This is a genomic window from Roseovarius azorensis (assembly GCF_900109455.1).
GTDB classification, from domain to species: Bacteria; Pseudomonadota; Alphaproteobacteria; order Rhodobacterales; family Rhodobacteraceae; genus Roseovarius; species Roseovarius azorensis.
Map to the genome: position 1 here is coordinate 575,752 of NZ_FOAG01000001.1, position 23,351 is coordinate 599,102.

Here is a 23,351-nt window from a genome sequence, read left to right on the forward strand (position 1 = left end):
TCACTGCATGCGCAGCGCACCGTCCAGCCGGATCACCTCGCCGTTGAGATAGCCGCATTCGACGATGAACGCGGCCAGTGCGGCATATTCCGCCGGATCGCCCAGCCGCCTGGGGCAGGTGACCTCCTGCGCCAGGCTGTCCTGCACCTCCTGCGGCAGGCCGCGCAGCATCGGCGTGGCAAAGATCCCCGGCGCGATCGCCATCACGCGGATGCCCTCGCGCGCCAGATCGCGCGCCATCGGCAGCGACAGGCCGACGATCCCGCCTTTTGATGCGGCATAGGCGACCTGACCCTTCTGCCCGTCAAAGGCGGCGATCGAGGCGGTGTTGATGATCACACCGCGCGCGCCGTCCGGTTCGGGCGGGTTCTGCGCCATCGCGGCGGCGGCCAGCCGGGCGACGTTGAACGTGCCCACAAGGTTGATGTCGATGGTGCGTCGGAACGCCGCCAGCGAATGCGGCCCCTCGCGCCCCAGCGTCTTTTCGCCCGTCGCGATGCCGGCACAGTTCACCGCCGCAGTGATCCGCCCCATGGCGGATATGGCGGCCTTGATCGCCGCCCCGACCGAATCCTCGTCGGTCACATCGGTCTCGACAAAGGCGGCGCCGATCTCGGCGGCCACCTGCGGCCCGCGTTGGCTGTCGCGGTCCAGCAGCGTGACCTGCGCCCCCCGCTCGCGGAAAAACCGCGCCGTCGCCTCACCCAGGCCAGAGGCCCCGCCGGTGATGATTGCGGCTGTGTCTTGAATGCGCATGTCGGCCTCTCCGATTTAAATGAACATTTGTTCAGATAACCCGCATGCGCCGATCTGTCAAAGCCTTCTCTTGCGCTGCCCGGGATTCTTCTTGGCGAAAATACCCAATTCCGCAGGTCCCGCATGGGCACATCCCGGTCAGGGCGCGCGGCGCCGCAACCGCGTGACCATTCCCAGCACCACCACCGTCAGCATGATGCGATAGATGTGATGCAGCGTGACAAAGGCCGGATTGGCCTGCAGACTCAGCGCGATCAGCGCCATTTCGGTGACCCCGCCGGGGGCAAAGGTGATCACCAGCACATCGACCGCCTCGCCGGTCACGCGGTGCAGCCCCGCCGCCAGCGCCACGCCCAGCGTGAGCATCGCGCCCACCGACAACAGCGACAGCCCCGCACCGCGCAGCAGCAGGCCCCGGCTGAGCCCGGTAAAGCGCATGCCAAGCGCCGTGCCGATCACCATCTGCGCCAGATTGACCAGCCATTGCGGTATTTCGAACCCCAGCCAGCCGGTCAGCGACAACACCGCCGCCAGCGCCATCGGCCCGGTCATCTGACCCGCGGGCAGGCGCAGCACATGACCCAGGGCAAGCCCGCCCAGCCCCGCCAGAACGATGAGCGGCAGGTCGGACCACGGCACATCGGCGCGTGCCAGCGTCATGCCGCCCGCGCTGCCCACGGGTTCTCCGATCCACAGCGACAGGCCAAGCGGCAGGGCCGTCACCACCACGATGATGCGCAGGAACTGCTGCATCATGAGGCGCGTCAGATCGGCGCCCGCCGCCTCGCCCATGGCGATGGATTCGTAAAGGCCACCGGGCGTGCTGGCGTAAAACGCCGTGGTTGCATCATAGCCGCCCACATGCCGCAGGATCGCATAGCCCATGCCATGCGCCAGCCCGACAAAGACGGTGATCGCGCCAAAGGTCAGCAGATACTGATGCGCCTCGGTCAACAGCGCAGGCGTCACCTGCGCCCCGATCATCAGCCCGATGATGGCCAGAAACATCTGGCGCAGCGGCTGCGGGAATGTGTAGCCTTCCGGCAGGCGATGCGGCCAGACCGTCGCCACCAGCGCCGATCCCGCAAGCGGCCCCAGCAGATAGGGCAGCGGCAGGCCAAGCGCCTGCGCCAGCGGGCCGCAGAGGGCTGCCAGCGCAAGAAGCGCAAGGGTGGTCACTGTGCGAGGCAACATGGCCCCGTTCAAGCATCGCGTGCGACCAAGGGCAAGGGGGCGTCAGGCGAAGGTCACGAATTTGTCGAACGGCATCTCGCGCAGACGCCGACCCGTGGCGACAAAGATCGCATTGGCCAGTGCGGGCGCGGCGGGCGGCACGGGCGGCTCGCCGATGCCGCGCACCTTGTCGTCGTTTTCCAGCCCCCGCACCATGATCTCGGGGCACTGATAGAGGCGCATCCCCTGATAGACGTCGAAATTTCGCTGCTCCGTTGCGCCATCCGCATAGGTGATCTGGCAGTTCATCGCATGCCCCAGACCAAAGATCACACCGCCCTTGACCAGCCCCTCGAAATTCACCGGGTCGATGACCCGGCCCACCTCGGCGGCGACGAAAACCCGGTCGATGCGGATCCCGGCGGGCGTATCCGTCACCTCGACCACCTGCGCGCAGGGCACGCTGAATGACAGGCACAGGGCCACGCCGCGTCCCCGTCCGGGGGCCAGGGCGCTGCCCCAACCGGACATTTCGCCCACCGCCTCCAGCACCTTGCGCGAGGGGGCGTGACTGCACAGCCGCAACCGTTCCTCCAGCGGATCCGCCCCGGCGGCATGAATCAGCTCGTCCAGCAGGCTGTCGTGGAAAAACCCGTTCGAGGAGGCGCCGACCGAACGCCAGGAACTGACCGGCGCCAGCTCCGGCGCGCGATAGCCGGTGACGCGGTAATGCGGAACGGCATAGGGCTGATCCCAGGCCCCGGCGACGATCTGCAGGTCGGGGCCGGGCACCGGCAACCCCTGCCGCCCCATCTGCGAGGCCATGACCGAGGGCATGGCGATGCCCAGATCATACGCCTCTATCCGGCCATCCTTGACCTGCCCGCGCCCCCGCGCCATGGCGATCTGCCGGGGGAAATCATGCGCCATGTCCTCTTCGCGCGAATAGGTCAGCTTGACCGGACGGCCGGGCATGGCCATCGCCAGTTCGGTGGCGTGGCGCACCACCTGATCCTCCAGCCGGTGCCCAAAGCTGCCGCCGATCATCTGAGCGTGCAGGTGAACCCGCGCGGTATCGACCCCGGCGATCCGCGCCACGTTCTTTTGCACGAATCGCGGGATCTGCGTGCCGGTCCAGACATCGACGCGAGCGTCAGTTACCAGAACCGTCGCGTTGACCGGCTCCAGCGGCGCATGCGCGAGATAGGGCGCGCGGTATTCGATTTCGATATCGGCCCCCCCGGCAAGCGCCTTGTCAACATCGCCATCATCGCGCAATCGGCTGTCCTGCCGGTCGGGGGTGAAACTCTCGGACAGCGTTTGCCAGTGACCGGCCATGTCGGCGGGATAGGGGGCCGGGTCCGACTCCAGCGTGATTGCCTGCGCGGCCTGCATGGCGCGCCATGTATTGTCGGCGATGACCCCGACGCCGCCCGTGACCGGCACAACCCTGAGAACGCCGCGCATCTGCTCGGCGGCGCGTGCATCATGGCGCAGAACCGTGCCACCCTGCACCGGGCTGAGGCGGACTGCGGCGTGAACCATGCCGGGCAGGGCCATGTCGATGCCATAGCTCTGCGTGCCGGTGGATTTGGCCAAGATATCGACCCGCTGCATCGGCTTGCCGATCAGCCGCCATTGGTCTGGCGCGCGCAGGGCGACATCGGTGACCGGATCGGTCGCCGCCGCCGCCGCGGCAAGGCTCTGATAGGACAGGCGCGCACCGTCGGGCAGGATCACCGCGCCGCGTTCGGTGCGCAGGTCGGCCGCCGCCACGCCATGCAGACGGGCGGCGGCGGCCTTGAGCGTCTCGCGCGCCACCGCACCGGCACGGCGCAGCTTTTCATAGCCATCCGGCACCGTGGTCGATCCGCCGGTGATCTGGATCCCGAGAAACTTCATCGGCGCATCCATCACCGTGCGCGCGGTTTCGGCCAGAAAGCTGTCATCGGTCGACCGGAACGGCACCGCGTCGCCAGAGAGCGCGGTGTTGTAATAGGCCGGATCGGGCGGGCCGGGATCGGTTTCCACCTGATCCAGATCCACGTCCAGTTCCTCGGCAATCAGCGCCGCCTGCACGGAAACGGCCCCCTGTCCCTTGTCTGCGCGCGGGGTGATCAGGGTGATCGCCTCTGTCGTGATCAGCACATAGGGCGTCAGCGCCGCCGCCCCCTCGGGCAATCCATCCAGCAGCGGATTGGCATGGGGCGTCCGGTAACGCCAGACGCCAAAAGCGACGCCCCCCGCTATAGCGGCAGAGCCGATCAGGAACGTGCGCCGCGCGATGGTCCCGATGCGCCCCATGCTCACACCTCTTTCAACGCTTTGGCGGCGGTTTTCACCGCGGCGCGGATGCGCGGATAGGTGCCGCAGCGGCACAGGTTGCCGGACATCGCATCGTCTATGTCCTGATCCGTCGGATCGGGATTGCCGGCCAGCAGGCTCGCGGCCTGCATCATCTGGCCGGACTGGCAATAACCGCATTGCGCCACCTGATGCGCGATCCACGCGGCCTGAACGGGATGCGGATTCCGGGGCGTGCCCAGCCCCTCGATGGTGGTGACCGGCCCCCAGACATCGCCGACCGCCACCTGACAGGACCGCACGGCCTCGCCGTCGATATGCACCGTGCAGGCCCCGCATTGCGCGATCCCGCAGCCGTATTTAACCCCCCGGATACCCAGCACATCGCGCAGCGCCCACAAGAGCGGCATGTCGGGTTCAAGATCGTCCAGCGGATAATCGGCGCCATTTACGGTCAGTTGCACTGTGACGGCTCCTTCGGGTGTATTCGGCGCGGATAATAAACCGCTCGGTTCAGTTGTCCAGAATGACGTGACATCCCTTCACAGCGGCTCCTGTGTGACAGCGCGATGAAAGGCCGACCCGGAACACAATCGGCCTGTCCGCAACAATCCGGTCTTGTCGCGTTCTGTTAAAATGACTATGACAGGCACAGCTTTGGTCCGGGGATTCACGTCCCCGGGTAATAGGGAATACGGTGCGATTCGGATCTCGGATCAATTCCGTAACTGCCCCCGCAACTGTAAGCGGCGAGCGATACCGGCATATGCCACTGTCCGCCAACGGACGGGAAGGCCCGGTAGAGCAGCGACCCGCAAGTCAGGAGACCTGCCAAGGTGATCACCCTATCTGCGCGCGGGGTGCGTCGCGGGTAACGGACAATTCCGTAGTGGTGACATCATTCACCGTCTGCGGGGAGGGTCTGTCCTTTCCAATGACCACACACTGGAAACATGTCGGCAACGGCATCAAAGGACATCAGATGACCCCGAATCTCAGACCCGTATTCTGCGCTCTTTGTGCTCTCGCAACCGCACCTGCGGTCGCACAGGAGGCATTCGATCTCGATACGATCACAGTGATCGCGAACCAGACCGCCACTTCGCTCGACCGCAGCGGTTCGACCGTCGAGGTGATCGCCGAGCACGAGGTGCGCACCGCCCCGAACGCGCGGCTTGGCGATTTCCTGACCTTCCAGCCGGGCATCTCGTCCTCGTCCAACGGGCCGCTCGGCACCACCGCGACGGTACGCATCCGGGGTCTGGGCGGGGCCTATGTGCCTGTCATCATCGACGGCATCGACGTGACCGATCCCGCCAGCAGCGGCGGCGGCTTCGATTTCGGCGGGCTGACGCGCAGCGGGTTGGGTCGGATCGAGGTGCTCAAGGGTTCGCAGTCGGCGCGCTTTGGCCTCAACGCCATCGGCGGCGTCATCGACATCCAGAGCCTGCGCCCGACCGAGGACGGCGTGCATGGCTTTGTCGAGGTCGAGGCAGGCAGGTTTGACACTCAACGCGGGGTTCTGGGGCTGACCGCGCGCACAGCGCGCACCGATCTGTCGTTCTCGATCAGCCGGATCGAGACCGACGGGTTCTCGGCATCGGCCTTTGGCACCGAGAAGGACGGGCACGAGGCGACGCAGGCCAATCTCTACCTGCGCCACCAGGTCGCCGAGAACATCGCCGTGGGGCTGAGCGCCATCTATATCGACTCGCGCACCGAATTTGACGAATTCGGTGGTGACGGCGTGCCGCCCTTCGACGAATTCAACACCAACGAAAGCATCGGCGCGCGCCTCTTTACCGAGATTCAGACCGGTGCGGTCAGTCACGAGGTGGCCCTGTCCACCTTCGAATCCGACCGTGTAAGCTTCAGCAACGGCGTGGCCAGCCCCTTCAAGGGCGAACGCCGCCGCATCGACTATCGCGGCAGCTATGACACGGGCGGGATCTGGGTGCTCAATTTCGGTGCGGATTACACCGAAGAAGAGGATCTTAACCAGAAGATCGACATCACAGGACTTCAGACCGAACTGCTGCTGGCGCCGACCGACGCGCTCGATCTGGCGTTTTCGGTCCGCAACGACGATCACTCAGAATATGACAGCGAACTGTCGTCGCGCGCCGCGCTCGCCTGGCGGATTCAGGAGGATCTGATCCTGCGCGCCTCGGCCTCCGACGGGTTCCGCGCGCCCACATTGGTGCAGCTTGATCCGTTCTTCGGCAACCCTGCGTTTCAGCCTGAGACCAGCATCAGCTATGACCTTGGCCTGGAGAAACGCTTTGCCAATGACGGCTTTGTCCGCGCCACACTGTTTCATACCGAAATCGACGATCAGATCTTCTTTGACGGTGCTTCCACCCGGTGCGGGAGTGGATTCGGCTGCTTTGAGCAGGGCGATTTCAAGGGGCAGGGGATCGAGCTTTCGGGCCGCTACGCGATCAACCCGTTCCTCGCGATCCAGGGCGCCTATACCTTTACCGACGCCGAGCAGAATGGCGAGGACGCCGTGCGCGTGCCGCGCCATGATGTGGCGCTCGGGCTGGATGCGCAGATCACGCCGCGCCTTTCGGGGCAGATCACGATCCAGCACATAGCCGACATCACGCCCTCGCCCTTTGCCCCGCCCACCAACAAGGTCGGCGATCACACGCTGGTGCATCTCAACGCCGCCTATGCCCTGACCGATCAGGTCGAGGCGGTCCTGCGCGTCGAGAACCTGTTTGACGAGGATTACGAGACGGCGGGCGGCTTCAATCAGTCGGGCGCTGCCGCCTATGTGGGGCTGCGTGCGTCTTTCTAGGGTCATAACGCTCGGGCTGGCCCTCGCGGTGGCGGGGGCCGGAGCCATGGCCGAACCGGCCCGTGTCGTGTCGATCAACCTGTGTACCGATCAGCTGGCGATGCTGCTGGCGGCCCCCGGTCAGCTTGTTTCGGTCTCCGATCTCGCGGCCGATCCGGTCAGTTCGGCGATGGCGGACGAGGCGCGCAGTTATCCGGTCAACCACGCCCGCGCCGAAGAGGTTTACCTCTTGCATCCCGATCTGGTGCTGGCGGGGCGCTACACCGCGCGCGCCACGGTGGACATGCTGCGCCGCACCGGCATTGAAGTCGTCGAATTCGCACCCGCCAATTCGCTCTCGGACACCCGTGACCGCATTGCGCAGATGGCGGCGCTCCTGGGGCGTGAGGCAGAGGGCGCAGCCCTTATCGCCCGCTTTGACGCGGATCTCGCCGCGTTGCAGGCCGCATCGGGTGATGCCCCGCGCGCGGCGCTCTACCACCCCAACGGCTATACGCTGGGGGCCGGAACCCTGGCCAATGACATCCTGCGCGCGGGCGGTTTTGCCAATGTCGCGGCGGAACTGGGGCATCACGGCGGCGGCACCCTGCCGCTCGAGGCGCTGGTGATGGCCGCACCCGATCTGCTGATCAGCGCCGAGACGCTGCCCGGCGCCTCGCGTTCGGAAGAGGTGCTGGTGCATCCGGCGCTGGAGGATCTGCGCGCAAGCCATGCCGCGCTGCGCATCGCCTCGCCCGACTGGATCTGCGGCACGCCGCATCTGCTGGGTGCGGTCGAGGGGCTGGTGGCGGTGCGCCAGACACTCGACGGGGCGGGGCGATGACCCGGCTGGCGCTGCTCTTGTGCCTTGCGGTGCTGGCGCTTTTCACCGCCTCGCTGGCGGTGGGGCCTGCGGGCATCGGCGTGGGCGAAGGCCTCGCTGCGCTGGTTGCGGGCGGCGATGGCCCCGTGCCGCTGGTGATGCGCGAGATCCGTCTGCCGCGCGCCCTGCTGGGCGTGATGATCGGGGCAAGCCTCGGACTGGCGGGGGCCGCCCTTCAGGGCTACCTTCGCAACCCGCTGGCCGAGCCGGGGCTGATCGGCGTGTCGGGTGCGGCGGCGCTTGGCGCGGTGCTGGCGCTGCAGACCGGCCTTGCGGCGACACTTGCGCTCGGCCTGCCGCTTGCGGCGCTGGCGGGGGCGGGGACGGGGGTGCTGCTCATCCTCATGCTGGCCGGGCCGCGCGGGGGTTCGATCACGCTCATTCTGGCGGGTATCGCCATTTCGGCGCTGGCGGCGGCGCTCACCTCGCTGGTGCTCAACCTCTCGCCCAATCCCTATGCCGCGAGCGAGATCGTGTTCTGGATGATGGGCTCGCTCGCCGACCGCTCGATGACCCATGTCTGGCTGGCGCTGCCTTTCATGGTGGCGGGCTGGGTGGCGCTGGCCACATTGGGGCGCGGCCTCGATGCGCTGACGCTGGGCGAGGACGCGGCCGAGGCGATGGGCGTACGCCTCAGACGCCTGCGCCTCACGCTGGTGCTGGGTACGGCGGCGGTGGTGGGGGCGGCCACGGCGGTGGCGGGTGCGATCGGTTTTGTCGGTCTCGTGGTGCCGCATCTGCTGCGCCCGCTGGTCGGCGCACAGCCCTCGCGGCTGCTCTGGGCCTCGGCGTTGGGCGGGGCGGCGATGGTGCTGGCCGCCGATCTCGCGGTGCGGCTGGTCCTGCCCGAGCGCGATCTGAAACTCGGGGTTCTGACGGCGATTGTCGGCGCGCCGCTCTTTCTGCACCTGATCTACAAGACAAGGGCCGAGATGCCATGACGCTCCTGTCGGTCGATCATCTTTCGGTCATGCTGCGCGGACGCGCCATCCTGCGCGATGTCAGCTTTCGCGTGGCCGAGGGTGACTGTATCGGTCTTATCGGCCCCAATGGCGCGGGCAAGACCACGCTGATGCGCGCCGCCCTTGGCCTCTTGCCCGCGACGGGCACAAGCAGCCTTGCCGCGTTGCCGCCCGATATGCGCGCCCGCGCCGCCGCCTGGATGCCGCAGGCCCGTCAGATCGCCTGGCCGGTGACGGTCGAACGGCTGGTGATGCTGGGGCGCACGCCACATCTGCGGGGCATTCAGGGACCGAAACCCGCCGATCACGCGCATGTCGAGGCGGCACTCGCAACAATGGGCCTGCACCACCTGCGCCACCGCACCGCGATGCGCCTCTCGGGTGGCGAGCAGGCGATGGTGCTGATCGCCCGCGCGCTGGCGCAGGACACACCGCTTCTGATGGCGGACGAGCCCATCGCGGGCCTCGATCCGGCCAACCAGATAGCCACGATGCGCGTCTTTGCGCGACTGGCGGGCGAGGGCAGGGCGGTCATCGCCTCGATTCACGATCTTGGCCTCGCGGCGCGCCATTGCACCCGGCTCATCCTGCTGGGTGAGGGCGGCATCGTTGCCGACGGCCCGCCCGCAGAGGTGCTGACGCCCGACCATCTGGCGCGCATCTTCCGCGTCACCGCGCATTACGCGCAGACAGCCCAAGGCCCAGTCTTTCAGCCGCTGGAGGTCATCGAATGAACCGCCTCACCCTCGATCCGCCTTGGCTTTGTCTTGATCTCGGGGTCGAAATGCCGGTTTTGAGTTGGGCGGTCAACCGTCCGGGTCTCGCACATGCACGGCACATCCTCTGGCGCGAGGTCCGCAACGCCGATCTGCCTGTCGATCTCGATGTCGGGGGCTGGCTGGGGCGCGAACTGGCGGCGCGCGGGGCACAGAACACGGTGTGTTTCCTTACCTCCTGCAGGATCGCTGCCCATACGCAGGCCACCGCTACTGCCGATGGCGTCACCGCGCATGCCGTGGCCACCGTGGGCCTGTCTAACGCGGAATCCGTAGGCTCCCGCCTGCCGCCCGCCACCCACGGCTGGGGCACGATCAACATCGCGGTGCAGCTTGACTGCAGCCTCACGGAGGCCGCCCGCCTGGAGGTGCTGAGCATCGCCACGCAGGCGCGCACCGTGGCCGTGATGGAAACCGGGCTGCGCCTCGCCACCGGCATCGCCACAGGCACCGGCACCGATTGCATCGCCGTGGCGGCGCCTGCGGGCGCGCTGCGTTACGCGGGCCTGCACACCGGCGTGGGCGAGGCGGTGGGGCGCGCGGTTCATCAGGCGGTGCGGCAGGGGGCGGCGGCATGGCTCGGCACACAGACAGCAAGGGAGGTTCAGCATGGATGACGCAACCCTCTGGGGCTTTCTCGACCGGGGCGGACCGGCGCTCTGGCTGATCGCGGCGCTGTCGGTTCTGACGCTGGCGCTGATCCTGTGGAAAAGCTGGCGGCTGATGCTCACCGGCGCTTGGGCCGGGGCCGCCACCGCCCGCGCCGTGGCGCTCTGGCGCGAGGGTGCGCACGATGCGGCGATTGCGCTGCTGCAACCGCGCCGCAGCCTGCGGGCGCGGCTCGCACTGGCCGCGATGCAGAGCGCATGCAGCCCCCGCTGGACCGAGGCGCAGGCGCGCGAGGAAACCACGCGCGTGGCCAAGGGCCTGCTGCACGAGGCGCGCACCGGGTTGCGCGCGCTCGATCTCATCGCCACCATCGCGCCGCTGATCGGCCTGCTGGGCACCGTGCTGGGCATGATCGCGGCCTTTAAGGCGCTTCAGGACAGCGGCAGCAGCGCCGATCCTGCGGTGCTGGCGGGTGGCATTTGGGAGGCGCTGCTGACCACCGCGGCAGGTATGGCGGTGGCAATTCCGGCCTCGATGGCGCTCTCCTGGTTCGAAAGCGTGGCCGACACCGTGCAGGCCGATATGGAGGATGCGGCGACGCAGATATTCACCGCGCCCCCGCCCGCAGCGGAGGCCGCGTGATGTTTGCCTTCGGCCCCGCGCGCGGTCACCGCCGCCCGAGTCTCACGCCGATGATCGACGTGGTGTTCCTGTTGCTGGTCTTTTTCATGCTGGCCGCGCGTTTTGGTCAGGACATGACGCTGCCGCTCGTCACCGGCGGAGCGGGCGCAGAGTGGTCCGGCCCGCCCCGCCTGATCGAGATTGCGCCCGACACGCTGCGCCTCAACGGCGCGCCGGTTGGGCTTGCCGGCTTGCCGGTGGCGCTCGACCCGCTGATGACGCGCCCCGACGAGGCGGTCGTGCTGCGCCCGCTGCCGGGGGCCTCGCTGCAACGGCTGATGGATGTGACCGTGGCGCTGCGCGCCGCGGGCCTCACGCGGCTTGTGGTGGTGGAGTAGCGCGATGGAGTTTTCAGCCCCCCGCCGCCGTCGCCCGAAAGAGGCCATCGTGCCGATGATCAACGTGGTCTTTCTGCTGCTCATCTTCTTTCTGATGAGCGCGCAGATCCCCCCGCCCGCGCCCTTTGACGTGACCCTGCCCAATGCGACGGGCGCAGAGGTGGCGGCGCCCGCCGACACGCTGCATATCGACGCCGGGGGCCAGCTTGCCTTCAACGCCGCGCGCGGCAATGCGGTCTATGACGCGCTCGCCGCGCGCGCCACCACCGATACGCCGCTGCAAATACGCGCCGATGCGGCACTCGACGCGCAGGTGCTGGCGCGGCTGCTGCCGGAGCTGGCGACGCGCGGCGTGACCATGATCGAACTGCTGACGAGGGCGCGATGAAACGCGGGTTGGAATTCACCGGATTTCTCGCCGTGGCGGCGGCGGTGCATGCAGGCGTCTGGGGGGCGTCGTCGCCGGGGGTGCCCGAGGCGGGCGGCGCGGGCGGGCAATCGACGGTCACGATCGAGGCGTCGAACGCGCAGCTTGCATCGCTCGTCGAGGCATGGCAGCGCCCGGTCGATGTGCTGCGCGACAGCCCGGAACTGGCGCGGCCAGAGGCAGAGCCGCAACAGGCGGCCATGCCACGCATGAACCCCATCGCCGAAGCCCCGCCCGGCCGCTCGCTGGCGGGCTTGCCAGAGATCGCAGCGGCACCCGATCTGCCGCAGGTCGATGCCACTCCGCCGCCGCCCCCCGAGCGCAATCCCACCCTTCAGGAAATCACCTCCGAAACCCGGCCCGTGGCGCGGCCTGCGCCCGAATCCAACGCCGGGACAGCACTACCCAAACCCCGCGCCGCCAGCACCGCGCACCCTAGGGAAATCGCACGGGGGCAGGCGGGTGGTGCTGCGGGTGCCGCGCAACAACCAAGCGAGGCCCCCAGCCTCAGCGCGGCAGCACAGCAGAGCCTGATGGCCGAATGGGGCGGGCAAATTCGCGCCCGCATCGAGCGGCAGAAACGCTATCCGCACGGCACCCGCGCCACCGGCACGGCGCATCTGACGCTGACCGTCTCGGGCAGGGGTGCGCTGATCTCGGTGGCGCTGCGGCAATCCTCGGGCGATCCGCTGCTGGATCGTGCGGCGCTCGCGGCGGTCCGCAACGCCCGCCTGCCCGCCAAGCCGCGCGCATTGCCCGGCGACAGCCACCGCTTCAACCTGCCGGTGGCCTTCGCGCGCTGAAACGGGGAAATGGTAGGCCCGGAGGGACTCGAACCCCCAACCAAAGCGTTATGAGCGCTCTGCTCTAACCAATTGAGCTACAGGCCCGACCTGCTGCACCTCGTAAGCCGAGGCTTGGAACAGGTCAAGGCTTTCACATTGCACCACGCGGGCCAATCGGCTAACGGGTGGCCCCATCACAGAGCGGAGCGCCGGGCCATGAGCGAGCACACGAACGGGATCACCTATGCCGATGCGGGCGTTGATATCGACGCGGGCAACGCGCTTGTGGAACGGATCAAGCCCGCCGCCGCCGCCACCCGCCGCGCGGGCGTGATGTCGGGGCTGGGCGGCTTTGGCGGGCTGTTCGATCTCAGGGCCGCAGGTTTTGCCGACCCGGTGCTGGTCGCCGCCACGGACGGGGTAGGGACCAAGCTGCGGATCGCCATAGATACCGGCCATGTCGAAGGCGTGGGCGTCGATCTGGTGGCGATGTGCGTCAACGATCTGATCTGTCAGGGGGCAGAGCCGCTATTTTTCCTCGACTATTTCGCCACCGGCAAGCTGGAACTGGATCAGGCGACGCGGATCATCGAAGGCATCGCACGGGGCTGCGCCGCCTCGGGCTGCGCACTGATTGGCGGCGAGACTGCGGAGATGCCGGGCATGTATCCGGCGGGCGATTTCGATCTCGCCGGTTTTGCCGTGGGCGCGATGGAGCGGGGCACGGAACTGCCCGCAGGCGTGGCGGAGGGCGATGTCCTGCTGGGGCTGGCCTCTGACGGGGTGCATTCCAACGGCTATTCTCTCGTGCGCCGGATCGTCGGGATGTCGGGGCTGGGATGGGACGACGCCTGCCCCTGGGCAGAGGGCAGCCTGGGTGCGGCGCTGCTCACGCCGACGCGGCTCTATGTGCGCCCCGTGCTGGGCGCGCTGGCGGCGGGCGGCATCCACGGCCTTGCCCATATCACCGGCGGCGGGCTGACCGAGAACTTGCCGCGCGTGCTACCCGAAGGGCTGGGCGCCGAGATCGACCTCGGCGCATGGGATCTGCCGCCGGTGTTCCGCTGGCTGGCCGAAACCGGCGGCATGGCCGAGATGGAACTGCTCAAGACCTTCAATGCGGGCATCGGCATGATTGCGGTGGTTGATCCGGACCGCGCGGGGGCGGTTGAGAGCGCCCTGCGCGAGGCGGGCGAGACCGTCTGCCGCCTTGGCCATGTGACACCGGGCAAGGGCGTGACCTACAGGGGCCGCCTGTTGTGAGCAGACGGGTTGCGATCTTCCTCTCCGGGGGGGGCTCGAACATGCGTGCGCTGGTGGCCAGCATGACCGGCGATCACCCGGCCCGGCCCGCGCTGGTGCTGTCGAACCGCGCCGATGCGGGCGGCATCGCCTGGGCCGCCGCGCAGGGAATCTCCACCGAAGTGATCGATCACCGCCCGCACGGCCCCGACCGCGCCGCGTTCGAGGCTGAAATCGCCGCAAGGATCGCACCCTATGAAATTGATATCATCTGCCTTGCAGGCTTCATGCGGGTGCTGACGGTAGGCTTTGTGACGCCCTGGCAGGGGCGAATGATCAATATCCACCCCTCGCTGTTGCCCAAATACCGTGGCCTCGACACCCATGCCCGCGCACTGGCAGCAGGCGAACAAGAGGCGGGTTGCACGGTGCATGAGGTGACGGCGGAACTGGATGACGGCCCGATCCTCGGGCAGGCCCGCGTGCCGGTTCTGCCGGATGACACACCCGACAGCCTTGCCGCCCGCGTCCTGGCGCAGGAACACCTGCTCTATCCGACGGTGCTGCGCCGCTTTGCCGCCGGTGACAAGACCCCGATCTACCTGCCCTGACCCCGCCGCTTGAGCCATTTGCATTTCCGGCAATCTGGTCTAAAGCTGAGCCGCAGGACGGGGCAGGGCATCCGACAAGAGCAAAAAGACGAAATACCTATGAGAACCATTACAACGACAGACGATCTCGCCGCGTTCTGCGCCGTGGCGCATACACATCCCTATGTCACCGTCGACACCGAATTCCTGCGCGAGCGCACCTATTACTCCAAACTCTGCCTCGTGCAACTCGCCGTGCCCGGCAAGGACGCGGACAGCGCGGTTCTGGTCGATCCGCTGGCCAATGGCCTTTCGCTCGACCCGCTCTATACGCTCTTTCGCGACACCTCGGTGGTCAAGGTGTTCCACGCGGCCCGTCAGGATCTGGAGATTTTTCAGGTCGATGCGGGCGTGATCCCCGAGCCGATGTTCGACACCCAGGTCGCAGCCATGGTCTGCGGCTTTGGCGAACAGGCGGGCTATGAGACGCTGGTCAAGAAGATCGCCAGACATACGCTCGACAAGACCTCGCGCTTTACCGACTGGTCGCGCCGCCCGCTGACCGAGGCGCAGATGACCTATGCGCTGGCCGATGTGACGCATCTGCGCGACATCTACGAATTCCTCGCCAAGAAACTTCAGAGCACCGGGCGCGACAAATGGGTGGCCGAGGAACTCAGCGTGCTGACCGATCCGGCCACCTATCGCACCGACCCGTCCGAGGCGTGGCAACGCATCAAGACGCGCAACACCTCGGGCAGGTTCCTCGCCATACTGCGCGAACTGGCGCGTTTTCGCGAGGAATATGCCCAGGCGCGCGACGTGCCGCGCAGCCGCGTATACAAGGATGATGCGCTGGTCGAACTGGCCTCGACCAGACCGCAGTCGCTGGACGATCTGGGCCGTTCGCGGCTCTTGCTGCGCGAAGCTCGCAGGGGAGAGATTGCCGAGGGCATCCTGCGCGCGGTCCGGGCGGGGCTCGACTGCCCGCCCGATCAACTGCCCCGGCCGGATTCGAGCGACGACAGGGTGCAGGTCAATCCGGCGCTGGCCGATCTCTTGCGCGTGCTGCTCAAGGCCAAGAGCGACAGCTATGGCGTCGCCTCGAAACTGATCGCCAGTGCGGCGGATCTCGACGCCATGGCGGCGGGCGGGCGCGACGTGGCGGCGCTGCACGGCTGGCGGCTTGATGTGTTCGGCCGCGACGCGCTGCGGCTCTGCCAGGGCGAGGTCGCGCTGGCGGTCAGGGGCAACGGGGTCGAAACGGTCGATTTGTGACGCGCCGCGCCAGCGGCAGATTGTCGGCAGCCCCCTGCTGTCAGCGGCCAGGGTCGGACGCGTCGGAACTCTTCAGTCCGGCTCTGTCTGTTTTCGCCTGGACTCTGGAACGTTCCCCGATTCCCGTCCGGGCTGCCTGGTTCCGACCTCTGCCGACAACCTGCATGACATGTCATATATGACATGTCATCCGAGAGTGGTCATGATCCGTCGGCTTCTTCCGGCAGGGGCCGGTGTGTCAGGCGTCTGCCACCTGCCACCTGCCACCTGCCCGCTCCGTCCCGGATGCCGGAACGTATGCCGGGACCTTCGGCCCCGGCCCTTGTCACCAGCCTGCCACCGCGTCAGCGGCGGCTGACCTGCTCGTTGCGCGCGCCGACCACCCGGATGATATCGGTGCGTTCCAGCTTTGGCGCCGAGACGAATGCCGCCGCCCGCACCTCGCGCATGCGGGGCTGGCCCTGCGGCATCGTGTCGGACTGCACGGCCATCAGACGATAGACCAGCGCACCATTCTCCGGCTTGCCGTCCTTGTTCTCGGGGATCAGGCGCACATCATAGGCGCCCTGCCGCAGCGGCAGGCCGGTCACGCGGATGATCGCCCCGTCGCTGGTGCGTTCGATCACCATCTCGCTGATCTGATCCACGGGCGTGCCCGCATAGACCTCGGTGCGCCGGCGGCGGAATATGCTGTCCTCCTGCTGCGGGATCAGCGGATTGGTGTTCTCCGCCGACATCTCCGCCACCCGGCGCGACCGGCTCCGGCCAAACCAGTTGCGCGGATTGATCCGCGACTGCCGAAACCCGCCACAACCCGCCACAACGGATGCCGCCGCCAATGAGAGAAAAACCCGCCGTCGCATGCCATCTGCCCCTGTCGCCATTTCTTTTCGGACTACCCTATCCGGGCAGGCTTGAAAAGGTGCAAGCGGGGGCTGGACCTTGGGCCGGGCCGCGCCTAGGTGAATGACATGAGAAAAGGAGCACGCCATGGCAAGCCGGGCCTTTGAAGAGATTGTCGGCGATTTCGAGTTCCTCGACGACTGGGAGGACCGCTATCGCTACGTGATCGACTATGGTCGCGCCATGCGGGCGCTGGACGACGCCCTCAAGGTACCCGCCACCAAGGTCGAGGGCTGCGCCAGCCAGGTCTGGCTGCATCCGCGGATCGAGGCGGGCCGGTTTTCATTTGACGGCGACAGCGACGCGATGATCGTGCGAGGCCTCATCGCGGTGCTGCGCGCGCTCTACAACGGGCTGCCGGTGAGCGAGGTGCCAAAGGTCGATGCGGCGGGCGAACTGGCGCGACTGGGGTTGCACGACAACCTTTCGGCGCAACGCTCGAACGGGCTGCGTGCCATGGTCGAGCGGATACGTATGGTCGCCTCCGAGGCGGCGTGAACAGGGGAAAGGTCGGGGGCTCTGCCCCCGAACCCCCGAGGTATTTTTCGCCAGATGAATTTGAAGTCAGGGCTTTGCGGCCTGTTCTTCAAGTGCGGTCCTGAGGTCTCCGTAGCCGGTGAAACGATATTCATAGGCCAGCCCCAGGCGCGCGGCGCAGGTCTCTGCCCTGGCGCGCAACTCCGGGTCATCGGTCTGCGCCTGATAGACCAGCTTGGTATAATTGCCAAAGATCATGTCGCGCAGCTCGGGGTGTTTGTCCAGCCCCATCGGTTTCCAGACAAAGGCATCGAACTGCCTGACGAGGAAATCGGTCAGGTAAAAGGCCGTGATCTCGTCGTCATGGGCGGCAAATCGGTCGTTGCCCTCGAAGAAGGAATAGCAATGCGGCCCGGCCACCATCTCGACACCCAGTTCGGCGCATCTGGCCTGCAACTGCCCGCCGGTGCCGCAATCGGCATAGACCACGAAGAGACGCGCATAGTCGTCGCGGTGCCGCGCGACCGCCTTTTCCACCTCTTCGGTGATCCGGTCGGGGTAGAGGTGCAGCTTGGCGGGCAGACATTGCAGATCCATGTGATCCCAGCCGTTCCTCCGCTTGAGCGCAAGGATCTCATGCGCCAGTGCGCCGCAGGCGATCAGCAGAATGCGGCCTGTGCCCTGCGGCGACAGGCCATCCCGTGTCAGCACCTCATCGCTCGGGCTGTTGCTCATCTCCACTCCCCAAACGAAAACGGCCCGCGCATCCGGCGGGCCGCGTTCACGCAATCGTGCCGGTTCAGCCCGCCGCCAGCCGGTTGTGTTTGCGCGCCATGAAATCCTTGGCGGTTTCCACGGCGACGGCAGCATCGCGGCAATAGGCGTCGGCGCCGATCGCCTTGCCGAATTCCTCGTTGAGCGGCGCGCCGCCCACCAGCACGACATAGTCATCGCGCTTGCCCTGTTCAATCAGCGTGTCGATCACGACCTTCATGTAGGGCATCGTGGTGGTCAGCAGCGCCGACATGCCCAGGATGTCCGGCTGTTCGGTTTCCAGCGCCGCGAGATATTTCTCGACCGCGTTGTTGATCCCCAGGTCGACCACCTCGAATCCGGCGCCTTCCATCATCATCGAGACGAGGTTCTTGCCGATGTCGTGGATGTCGCCCTTTACCGTGCCGATCACCATCTTGCCCACGCGCGGCGCGCCGGTTTCGGCCAGAAGCGGCTTGAGGATCGCCATGCCGCCCTTCATCGCATTGGCCGCCAGCAGAACCTCGGGGACAAAGAGAATGCCATCGCGGAAATCCTTGCCCACGATGGTCATGCCGCCGACCAGCGCCTCGGTGAGAATCTGGTAGGGTTCCCAGCCACGTTCCAGCAGGATGTTCACACCCTCCTCGATCTCTTCCCTGAGACCGTCGTAAAGGTCGTCGAACATCTGCTGAACAAGCTCTTCGTCGTCCAGCTCCGACAGGATGATGTCGTCTTCTTGGTCAGACATTGCGGAAAATCCTTGATTGCTCTGCGCGCGCGCAGCCTGTGTTGGGTCTGGCGCAGCTTTCGTCAATTTGTCGGACCGCCACTTTCCGAATTGCGACACTGCCCGCGCTGCAACCGACTTATAGTCGGGATTTGCGCGCGGTGTGACTGAATTATCGTCATGATGAAGTTCAGTTTCTTGCAAATGTTCATGAAATGTTCCATTCTCTCGCCATGACAGAGGACCCGACCATTTCCCCCGATCTGCGGATCAGGGCCAGGGGCGCGCGCAGCAACCGCGCCGGGCGTTTCGAGACGCAGGCCACGGGCTATGTCGCCGATGGCTGGGACCGGGAACCCGAGGAAAGGCCGCTGCGCACCCATGTGTCAGAGGAACGCCCGCGCCGGATCATCACCTATAACCGTTCGCCCGATCTGCCCTTCGACCGTTCGGTCAACCCGTATCGTGGCTGCGAGCATGGCTGCATCTACTGCTTTGCCCGGCCCACACATGCCTATCTGGGTCTGTCGCCGGGACTGGATTTCGAAACCCGGCTGATCGCGCGTCCCGAAGCCCCGGCGCGGCTGGAGGCGGAGCTGCGCGCGCGCAGTTATCGGGTCGCACCCATCGCTATCGGCACCAATACCGATCCCTATCAGCCGATCGAGCGGGAATATGGCATAACGCGCCGCTGCCTCGAGGTGCTGAGCCGCTTCAGTCATCCGGTTGCCATCGTCACCAAGGGCGCGTTGATCGAGCGTGATCTCGATATCCTGTCGGACATGGCCGGACGCGGGCTGGCACGAGTCGGGATTTCGGTGACCACTCTCGATGCGGATCTGGCGCGCCGGCTGGAGCCGCGCGCGCCCTCGCCCCTGCGGCGGCTCGAAACCATCCGCCGACTCGCCATCGCCGGGGTGCCGGTGCGTCTGATGGCCTCGCCGGTGATTCCGGGCCTGACCGACCACGAGATCGAGACGCTGCTGGAGGCGGGGCACGAGGCCGGGGCAGGAGCCGCAAGCTGGATCATGCTGCGCCTGCCGCTGGAGGTGTCGCCGCTGTTTCGCGAATGGCTGGCCGCGTATTATCCGGACCGGGCGGGGCGTGTCATGAACCGGCTGCGCGAGATGCATGACGGCAAGGATTACAGCGCCGACTGGCACCGGCGGATGCGCGGGCAGGGGGTCTATGCACGGATGATCGCGCGCCGTTTCGATCTGGCGGCGCGACGGCTGGGGCTGGACGCGGCACAGCCGGACCTGCGCTGCGATCTTTTCGAGGTGCCGCTGGCGCGGGGCGATCAGTTGGCGTTGTTCTGAGGGATATGGTGGGTGCCGCCCACCATTCACCGAGAGCCTAACTGATCAAGCCCGCCTGCGCCGCGTGCGGCGCGGCGCGGCGGCGTCCTCGCCTGTGCCGTCGTCGGCGGACGAGAACGGCCCAAGCGCATCGGTGATCTGGTCCAGCGTCGGGCGTGGCCCGCGCGGGCGGCTCTCCAGCGCGGCGCGCATCATCGACAGATGTTCCGCCATAGTGCCGCAGCAGCCGCCGATGATCGTCGCCCCCGCATCGCGCGCCAGCACCGCATATTCCGCCATCAATGCGGGTGTGCCGTCGTAATGAATATGTCCGTCGTGGTATTTCGGGATACCCGCGTTGCCCTTGGCCACGATGGGCCGCTCGGACCCCTGCGCCACAAAGCCCAGGACGGTGCGCAGGAGATCGGATGCGCCGACGCCGCAATTGGCGCCATAGGCCAGCGGCGGATTGGCCAGTTTTTCCACCATCGCCGCCATATCCGCCGAGGTGACGCCCATCATCGTGCGCCCCGCCGTGTCGAAACTCATCGTGCCGCACCAAGGCATTTCGGCCAGTTTGAACGCCTCTGCGGCGGCCTTGTATTCCTCGGGGGCCGAGATCGTCTCGAGCCAGAGCACATCGGCCCCGCCCTCTTTCAGCCCCTCGGCCTGTTCATGGAAAATCTCGACCGCCAGTTCATGCGTGAGCGCGCCCATCGGCGCCATGATCTCGCCGGTGGGACCGACAGAGCCGGCCACGATTACCGGGCGATCCTGGCGGTCCGCCACCTCGCGGCCGATTTCGGCAGAAATGCGCGACAACTCCCGCGCGCGCCCCTGCGCGCCGTGCAGTTTCAGCCGCGCCGCGTTGCCGCCGAAGGAATTGGTCAGAAAAAGATCACTACCCGCATCTACCGCCTGACGATACAGCAGTTCGATCCGCTCGGGATGCTGATCGTTCCACATTTCGGGCGCATCGCCCGATTGCAGTCCCATGTTGAACAGGTTGGTGCCCGTCGCCCCGTCGGCGAGAATCCAGTCGCGCGTGGCCATCAGCTTGGTAAGGGCGTTTTTCATGTCGATGTCCCGTAATCTGCGACCTTGCAGGTTTGCCACCCATGGCCGCATCGCGCAAATGCATTATTTTCATGTAAATGGTGAGGCGCGTTTGTATTTTATCCCGCGCCGGGAAAAGGGCGCCTCGTCGCGGACGCGCGCCCTTGGAAATGATTAGGAAATATCAGACCTCCCTGACCAATTGGCCCTTCGCGATCTTCAGCAGCTCGTCCATCTTGGCGCGGATCGTGTCGGCATCGGCGATGTCGCCCAGGTCATTCGCCACCTTGCGCACCACGTCTTCGTGCCCCGCTTCTTCGAAATCGGCTTTCACAACCTCCAGCGCATAGGCGTTCGCGTCATCGCCGGTCTTGCCCAGCAGTTCCGCCGCCCACAGCCCCAACAGCTTGTTGCGCCGCGCCACCGCGCGGAACGCCATTTCCTCGTCATGGGCGAATTTGTTTTCGAATGCGCTTTCGCGGTCGTCGAAGGTGGTCATCGGGCCGGTCCCCCTGCATGGCGTTCAAGTCATCTTCCGATATGCAATCTGACGGCCAAAAGGGCAAGAGGCCAACGCGATCTTGCGACGTCCCGGTCCATGCACTATGAGAGCGCATCGGCATGGGGGGACTCACGCCCCCCACCCCAGCGACGGAGTTTCCATGGCGCGGCGCAAGAAAATCTATGAAGGCAAGGCCAAAACCCTCTACGAAGGGCCGGAACCGGGCACCATCATCCAGTATTTCAAGGATGACGCCACCGCCTTCAACGCCGAAAAAAAGGCCGTGATCGAGGGCAAGGGTGTCCTGAACAACATGCTCTCGGAATATTTCATGACCGGGCTCAACACCATCGGTGTGCCTACCCATTTCATCAAGCGGATCAACATGCGCGAACAACTGGTGCGCGCGGTCGAGATCATCCCCCTCGAGGTGATCGTGCGCAACTATGCGGCGGGCACCATGGCCAAGCGGCTGGGCATCGACGAAGGCACGCAACTACCGCGGCCCATCGTCGAATACTGCCTCAAGGATGACAAGCTGGGTGATCCGCTGGTGACAGAGGAACATATCGCGGCCTTCGGCTGGGCCAGCCAGCAGGACATGGACGACATCCTCAGCCTTGCGCTGCGCGTCAACGATTTCCTGTCGGGCGTCATGTATGGCGTCGGCATCCGGCTGGTGGATTTCAAGATCGAGATCGGTCGCGTCTATGACGGCGATTTTCAACGCCTGATCGTGGCCGACGAAATCAGCCCCGACAGCTGCCGCCTGTGGGACATCGCCACCGGGCGCAAGCTGGACAAGGATGTGTTCCGCCGCGATCTGGGCAGCCTCACCGACGCCTATACAGAGGTCGCCACCCGTCTGGGCGTGATGCCCAAGAACGCTACGCCGATGGCGCGGCCGACGCTGATCAACTGAGTGCAGGAGACCATCATGAAGGCACGCGTGCATGTCATGCTGAAGAACGGCGTTCTCGACCCGCAGGGCGAGGCGGTGCGCCACGCGCTCGGCGCGATGGGCTTTGAAGGCGTCGAAGGGGTGCGGCAGGGCAAGGTGATCGAGCTGGACCTGGCTGAAACCGACACCGCCCGCGCCGAGAAGACCGTGACCGAAATGTGCGAGAAACTGCTCGCCAACACCGTGATCGAAAGCTACCGGGTGGAGCTGGTCTGAGCCATGGCTGCCATTCGCGCGACCCCTCGCCGGGTTCGGATGTTCGCCTCGGGCCATTGATGACAAATGTCCCTTCCGGTCTGACCGGGCCGCAACGAACTCATCGCACCTCGCCACACCTCGCATGATGGACAAGTGCGCCACAGCGCGCTAGAGCATCGCCAGAGCATCAGCAGAGGATCCCGCCATGCACGCCGCCGTCATCGTCTTTCCCGGCTCGAACTGCGACCGCGATCTGGCCGTCACCTTCGAGCGCGCGGGCGCGCGGGTGACGATGGTCTGGCACAAGGATATCGCGCTGCCCGCGGGCGTCGATATCGTCGGCGTGCCGGGTGGCTTTTCCTATGGCGATTACCTGCGCTGCGGCGCGATTGCCGCGAATTCGCCGATCTGCCGGTCGGTCGTGGCGCATGCGGACAAGGGCGGATTCGTGCTGGGCATCTGCAACGGTTTCCAGATCCTGACCGAGACGGGCATTCTGCCCGGCGCGCTGTTGCGCAACGCGGGCCTCAAATACGTCTGCAAGCCGGTTCACCTGACCGTCGCCACCACAGACAGCGCCTTTACCCGGCGCTACGAGGCAGGGCAGACCATCACCGTGCCGATCGCGCATCATGACGGCAACTATTTCGCCGACACCGCCACGCTCGACCGCCTTCAGGCCGAGGACCGCATCGCCTTTGCCTATGCGGACAATCCCAACGGCTCGGCCCGCGGCATCGCGGGCATCCTGTCGCGAAACCGCCGGGTGCTGGGCATGATGCCGCATCCCGAGCGCATGGCAGAGCCGCTGCATGGCGGCAGCGACGGCGCCGCGCTGTTCGGCGGCCTTGTCGATCAGCTGACCGACGCCTGAACGCTTGAGGCGG

General features: G+C 66.3%; 26 protein-coding genes, 1 tRNA gene and 1 riboswitch. Of the genes, 17 read left to right on the forward strand and 10 right to left on the reverse strand.

Translation table 11 applies throughout. The features are described from left to right. The 4 genes from BSG08_RS02915 to BSG08_RS02930 all read right to left on the reverse strand — a co-directional run bounded on the left by BSG08_RS02915 (position 1) and on the right by BSG08_RS02930 (position 4,697). Positions 1–756, reverse strand: a complete 756-nt coding sequence (locus BSG08_RS02915; protein WP_093031658.1) for an SDR family NAD(P)-dependent oxidoreductase — start codon at positions 754–756, stop codon at positions 1–3. A gap of 138 nt (positions 757–894) precedes the next feature. Then, entirely contained in the window at positions 895–1,950 is a 1,056-nt protein-coding gene (locus tag BSG08_RS02920) for an AbrB family transcriptional regulator (RefSeq protein ID WP_342742582.1), read from the reverse strand. Positions 1,951–1,992: 42 nt separating this feature from the next. After that, positions 1,993–4,233, reverse strand: a complete 2,241-nt coding sequence (locus BSG08_RS02925; RefSeq protein ID WP_093031661.1) for a xanthine dehydrogenase family protein molybdopterin-binding subunit — start codon at positions 4,231–4,233, stop codon at positions 1,993–1,995. Positions 4,234–4,235: 2 nt separating this feature from the next. Next, entirely contained in the window at positions 4,236–4,697 is a 462-nt protein-coding gene (locus BSG08_RS02930; protein WP_093031664.1) for a (2Fe-2S)-binding protein, read from the reverse strand. A gap of 177 nt (positions 4,698–4,874) precedes the next feature. Beyond that, positions 4,875–5,083: riboswitch (cobalamin riboswitch) on the forward strand. Positions 5,084–5,215: 132 nt separating this feature from the next. On the opposite strand from BSG08_RS02930, the gene BSG08_RS02935 reads away from it, so the two are divergent. From BSG08_RS02935 to BSG08_RS02975, 9 genes are read left to right on the forward strand one after another with little or no spacing between them, the layout of a single operon-like run. Further along, the gene (locus BSG08_RS02935) at positions 5,216–7,036 is read left to right on the forward strand and encodes a TonB-dependent receptor plug domain-containing protein (RefSeq protein ID WP_175544671.1); all 1,821 of its coding nucleotides are present in this window, start codon (positions 5,216–5,218) and stop codon (positions 7,034–7,036) included. Beyond that, positions 7,023–7,859 carry an ABC transporter substrate-binding protein gene (locus BSG08_RS02940; protein ID WP_245770579.1) on the forward strand — a complete coding sequence of 279 codons (837 nt, stop codon included), beginning with the start codon at positions 7,023–7,025 and terminating at the stop codon, positions 7,857–7,859. The genes BSG08_RS02935 and BSG08_RS02940 overlap by 14 nt, the downstream gene beginning before the upstream one ends. Continuing rightward, positions 7,856–8,839: a FecCD family ABC transporter permease gene (locus tag BSG08_RS02945; protein WP_093031673.1), complete on the forward strand. Its 984-nt coding sequence runs from the start codon at positions 7,856–7,858 to the stop codon at positions 8,837–8,839. Before BSG08_RS02940 ends, BSG08_RS02945 begins: the two co-directional genes overlap by 4 nt. Next, a complete protein-coding gene (locus BSG08_RS02950; protein WP_093031676.1) occupies positions 8,836–9,594 on the forward strand; it encodes an ABC transporter ATP-binding protein in 759 nt (252 codons plus the stop codon). Before BSG08_RS02945 ends, BSG08_RS02950 begins: the two co-directional genes overlap by 4 nt. After that, positions 9,591–10,253 (forward strand): adenosylcobinamide amidohydrolase, encoded by a 663-nt coding sequence (locus tag BSG08_RS02955; RefSeq protein ID WP_093031679.1) that lies wholly within the window; start codon positions 9,591–9,593, stop codon positions 10,251–10,253. Before BSG08_RS02950 ends, BSG08_RS02955 begins: the two co-directional genes overlap by 4 nt. After that, complete coding sequence (locus BSG08_RS02960; RefSeq protein WP_093031682.1) at positions 10,246–10,887, forward strand: MotA/TolQ/ExbB proton channel family protein; 642 nt, start codon at positions 10,246–10,248, stop codon at positions 10,885–10,887. The genes BSG08_RS02955 and BSG08_RS02960 overlap by 8 nt, the downstream gene beginning before the upstream one ends. After that, a complete protein-coding gene (locus tag BSG08_RS02965; RefSeq protein ID WP_093031685.1) occupies positions 10,887–11,264 on the forward strand; it encodes an ExbD/TolR family protein in 378 nt (125 codons plus the stop codon). Before BSG08_RS02960 ends, BSG08_RS02965 begins: the two co-directional genes overlap by 1 nt. A gap of 4 nt (positions 11,265–11,268) precedes the next feature. Further along, a complete protein-coding gene (locus BSG08_RS02970) occupies positions 11,269–11,652 on the forward strand; it encodes an ExbD/TolR family protein (protein ID WP_093031688.1) in 384 nt (127 codons plus the stop codon). After that, positions 11,649–12,494, forward strand: coding sequence for an energy transducer TonB family protein (locus BSG08_RS02975; protein ID WP_093031691.1), 846 nt, complete (start codon positions 11,649–11,651; stop codon positions 12,492–12,494). The genes BSG08_RS02970 and BSG08_RS02975 overlap by 4 nt, the downstream gene beginning before the upstream one ends. Positions 12,495–12,504: 10 nt before the next feature. Here BSG08_RS02975 and BSG08_RS02980 read toward each other — a convergent pair. Next, positions 12,505–12,581: transfer RNA gene (locus BSG08_RS02980), tRNA-Ile, on the reverse strand. Between the two features lie 111 nt (positions 12,582–12,692). Here BSG08_RS02980 and purM point away from each other — a divergent pair. The 3 genes from purM (at position 12,693) to rnd (ending at position 15,586) form a co-directional block, all read left to right on the forward strand. After that, positions 12,693–13,739 (forward strand): phosphoribosylformylglycinamidine cyclo-ligase, encoded by a 1,047-nt coding sequence (gene purM, locus BSG08_RS02985; RefSeq protein WP_093031694.1) that lies wholly within the window; start codon positions 12,693–12,695, stop codon positions 13,737–13,739. Next, complete coding sequence (gene purN, locus BSG08_RS02990; protein ID WP_093031697.1) at positions 13,736–14,329, forward strand: phosphoribosylglycinamide formyltransferase; 594 nt, start codon at positions 13,736–13,738, stop codon at positions 14,327–14,329. The genes purM and purN overlap by 4 nt, the downstream gene beginning before the upstream one ends. Positions 14,330–14,428: 99 nt before the next feature. After that, positions 14,429–15,586: a ribonuclease D gene (gene rnd, locus BSG08_RS02995; RefSeq protein ID WP_093031700.1), complete on the forward strand. Its 1,158-nt coding sequence runs from the start codon at positions 14,429–14,431 to the stop codon at positions 15,584–15,586. A gap of 344 nt (positions 15,587–15,930) precedes the next feature. Here the strand turns inward: rnd and BSG08_RS03000 are convergent, their stop codons facing one another. Next, complete coding sequence (locus BSG08_RS03000) at positions 15,931–16,449, reverse strand: hypothetical protein (protein WP_093032010.1); 519 nt, start codon at positions 16,447–16,449, stop codon at positions 15,931–15,933. Positions 16,450–16,576: 127 nt separating this feature from the next. Between BSG08_RS03000 and BSG08_RS03005 the strand changes: the two genes are divergently transcribed. Then, positions 16,577–16,987, forward strand: a complete 411-nt coding sequence (locus BSG08_RS03005) for a SufE family protein (RefSeq protein WP_093031703.1) — start codon at positions 16,577–16,579, stop codon at positions 16,985–16,987. A 66-nt stretch (positions 16,988–17,053) separates the two neighbouring features. Here BSG08_RS03005 and BSG08_RS03010 read toward each other — a convergent pair whose 3' ends face one another. After that, positions 17,054–17,701, reverse strand: coding sequence for a DUF1638 domain-containing protein (locus BSG08_RS03010; RefSeq protein WP_093031706.1), 648 nt, complete (start codon positions 17,699–17,701; stop codon positions 17,054–17,056). 64 nt (positions 17,702–17,765) lie between these two features. Further along, positions 17,766–18,470 carry a corrinoid protein gene (locus BSG08_RS03015; RefSeq protein ID WP_093031709.1) on the reverse strand — a complete coding sequence of 235 codons (705 nt, stop codon included), beginning with the start codon at positions 18,468–18,470 and terminating at the stop codon, positions 17,766–17,768. A gap of 194 nt (positions 18,471–18,664) precedes the next feature. Here BSG08_RS03015 and BSG08_RS03020 point away from each other — a divergent pair, with 194 nt between their 5' ends. Next, entirely contained in the window at positions 18,665–19,768 is a 1,104-nt protein-coding gene (locus BSG08_RS03020; protein ID WP_245770580.1) for a PA0069 family radical SAM protein, read from the forward strand. Positions 19,769–19,813: 45 nt separating this feature from the next. Here the strand turns inward: BSG08_RS03020 and bmt are convergent, their stop codons facing one another. Together bmt and BSG08_RS03030 are read right to left on the reverse strand one after the other, a co-directional pair. Further along, positions 19,814–20,824: a betaine--homocysteine S-methyltransferase gene (gene bmt, locus BSG08_RS03025; RefSeq protein ID WP_093031714.1), complete on the reverse strand. Its 1,011-nt coding sequence runs from the start codon at positions 20,822–20,824 to the stop codon at positions 19,814–19,816. Positions 20,825–20,987: 163 nt separating this feature from the next. Then, positions 20,988–21,302 (reverse strand): DUF1476 domain-containing protein, encoded by a 315-nt coding sequence (locus BSG08_RS03030; RefSeq protein WP_093031717.1) that lies wholly within the window; start codon positions 21,300–21,302, stop codon positions 20,988–20,990. A gap of 163 nt (positions 21,303–21,465) precedes the next feature. Between BSG08_RS03030 and purC the strand changes: the two genes are divergently transcribed. From purC to purQ, 3 genes are all read left to right on the forward strand, one after another. After that, the gene (purC, locus tag BSG08_RS03035) at positions 21,466–22,227 is read left to right on the forward strand and encodes a phosphoribosylaminoimidazolesuccinocarboxamide synthase (protein WP_093031719.1); all 762 of its coding nucleotides are present in this window, start codon (positions 21,466–21,468) and stop codon (positions 22,225–22,227) included. A gap of 15 nt (positions 22,228–22,242) precedes the next feature. Beyond that, positions 22,243–22,482 (forward strand): phosphoribosylformylglycinamidine synthase subunit PurS, encoded by a 240-nt coding sequence (gene purS, locus BSG08_RS03040; protein ID WP_093031722.1) that lies wholly within the window; start codon positions 22,243–22,245, stop codon positions 22,480–22,482. A gap of 187 nt (positions 22,483–22,669) precedes the next feature. Continuing rightward, positions 22,670–23,338, forward strand: a complete 669-nt coding sequence (gene purQ, locus BSG08_RS03045; protein ID WP_093031725.1) for a phosphoribosylformylglycinamidine synthase subunit PurQ — start codon at positions 22,670–22,672, stop codon at positions 23,336–23,338. The last annotated feature ends 13 nt before the right edge of the window (positions 23,339–23,351 follow it).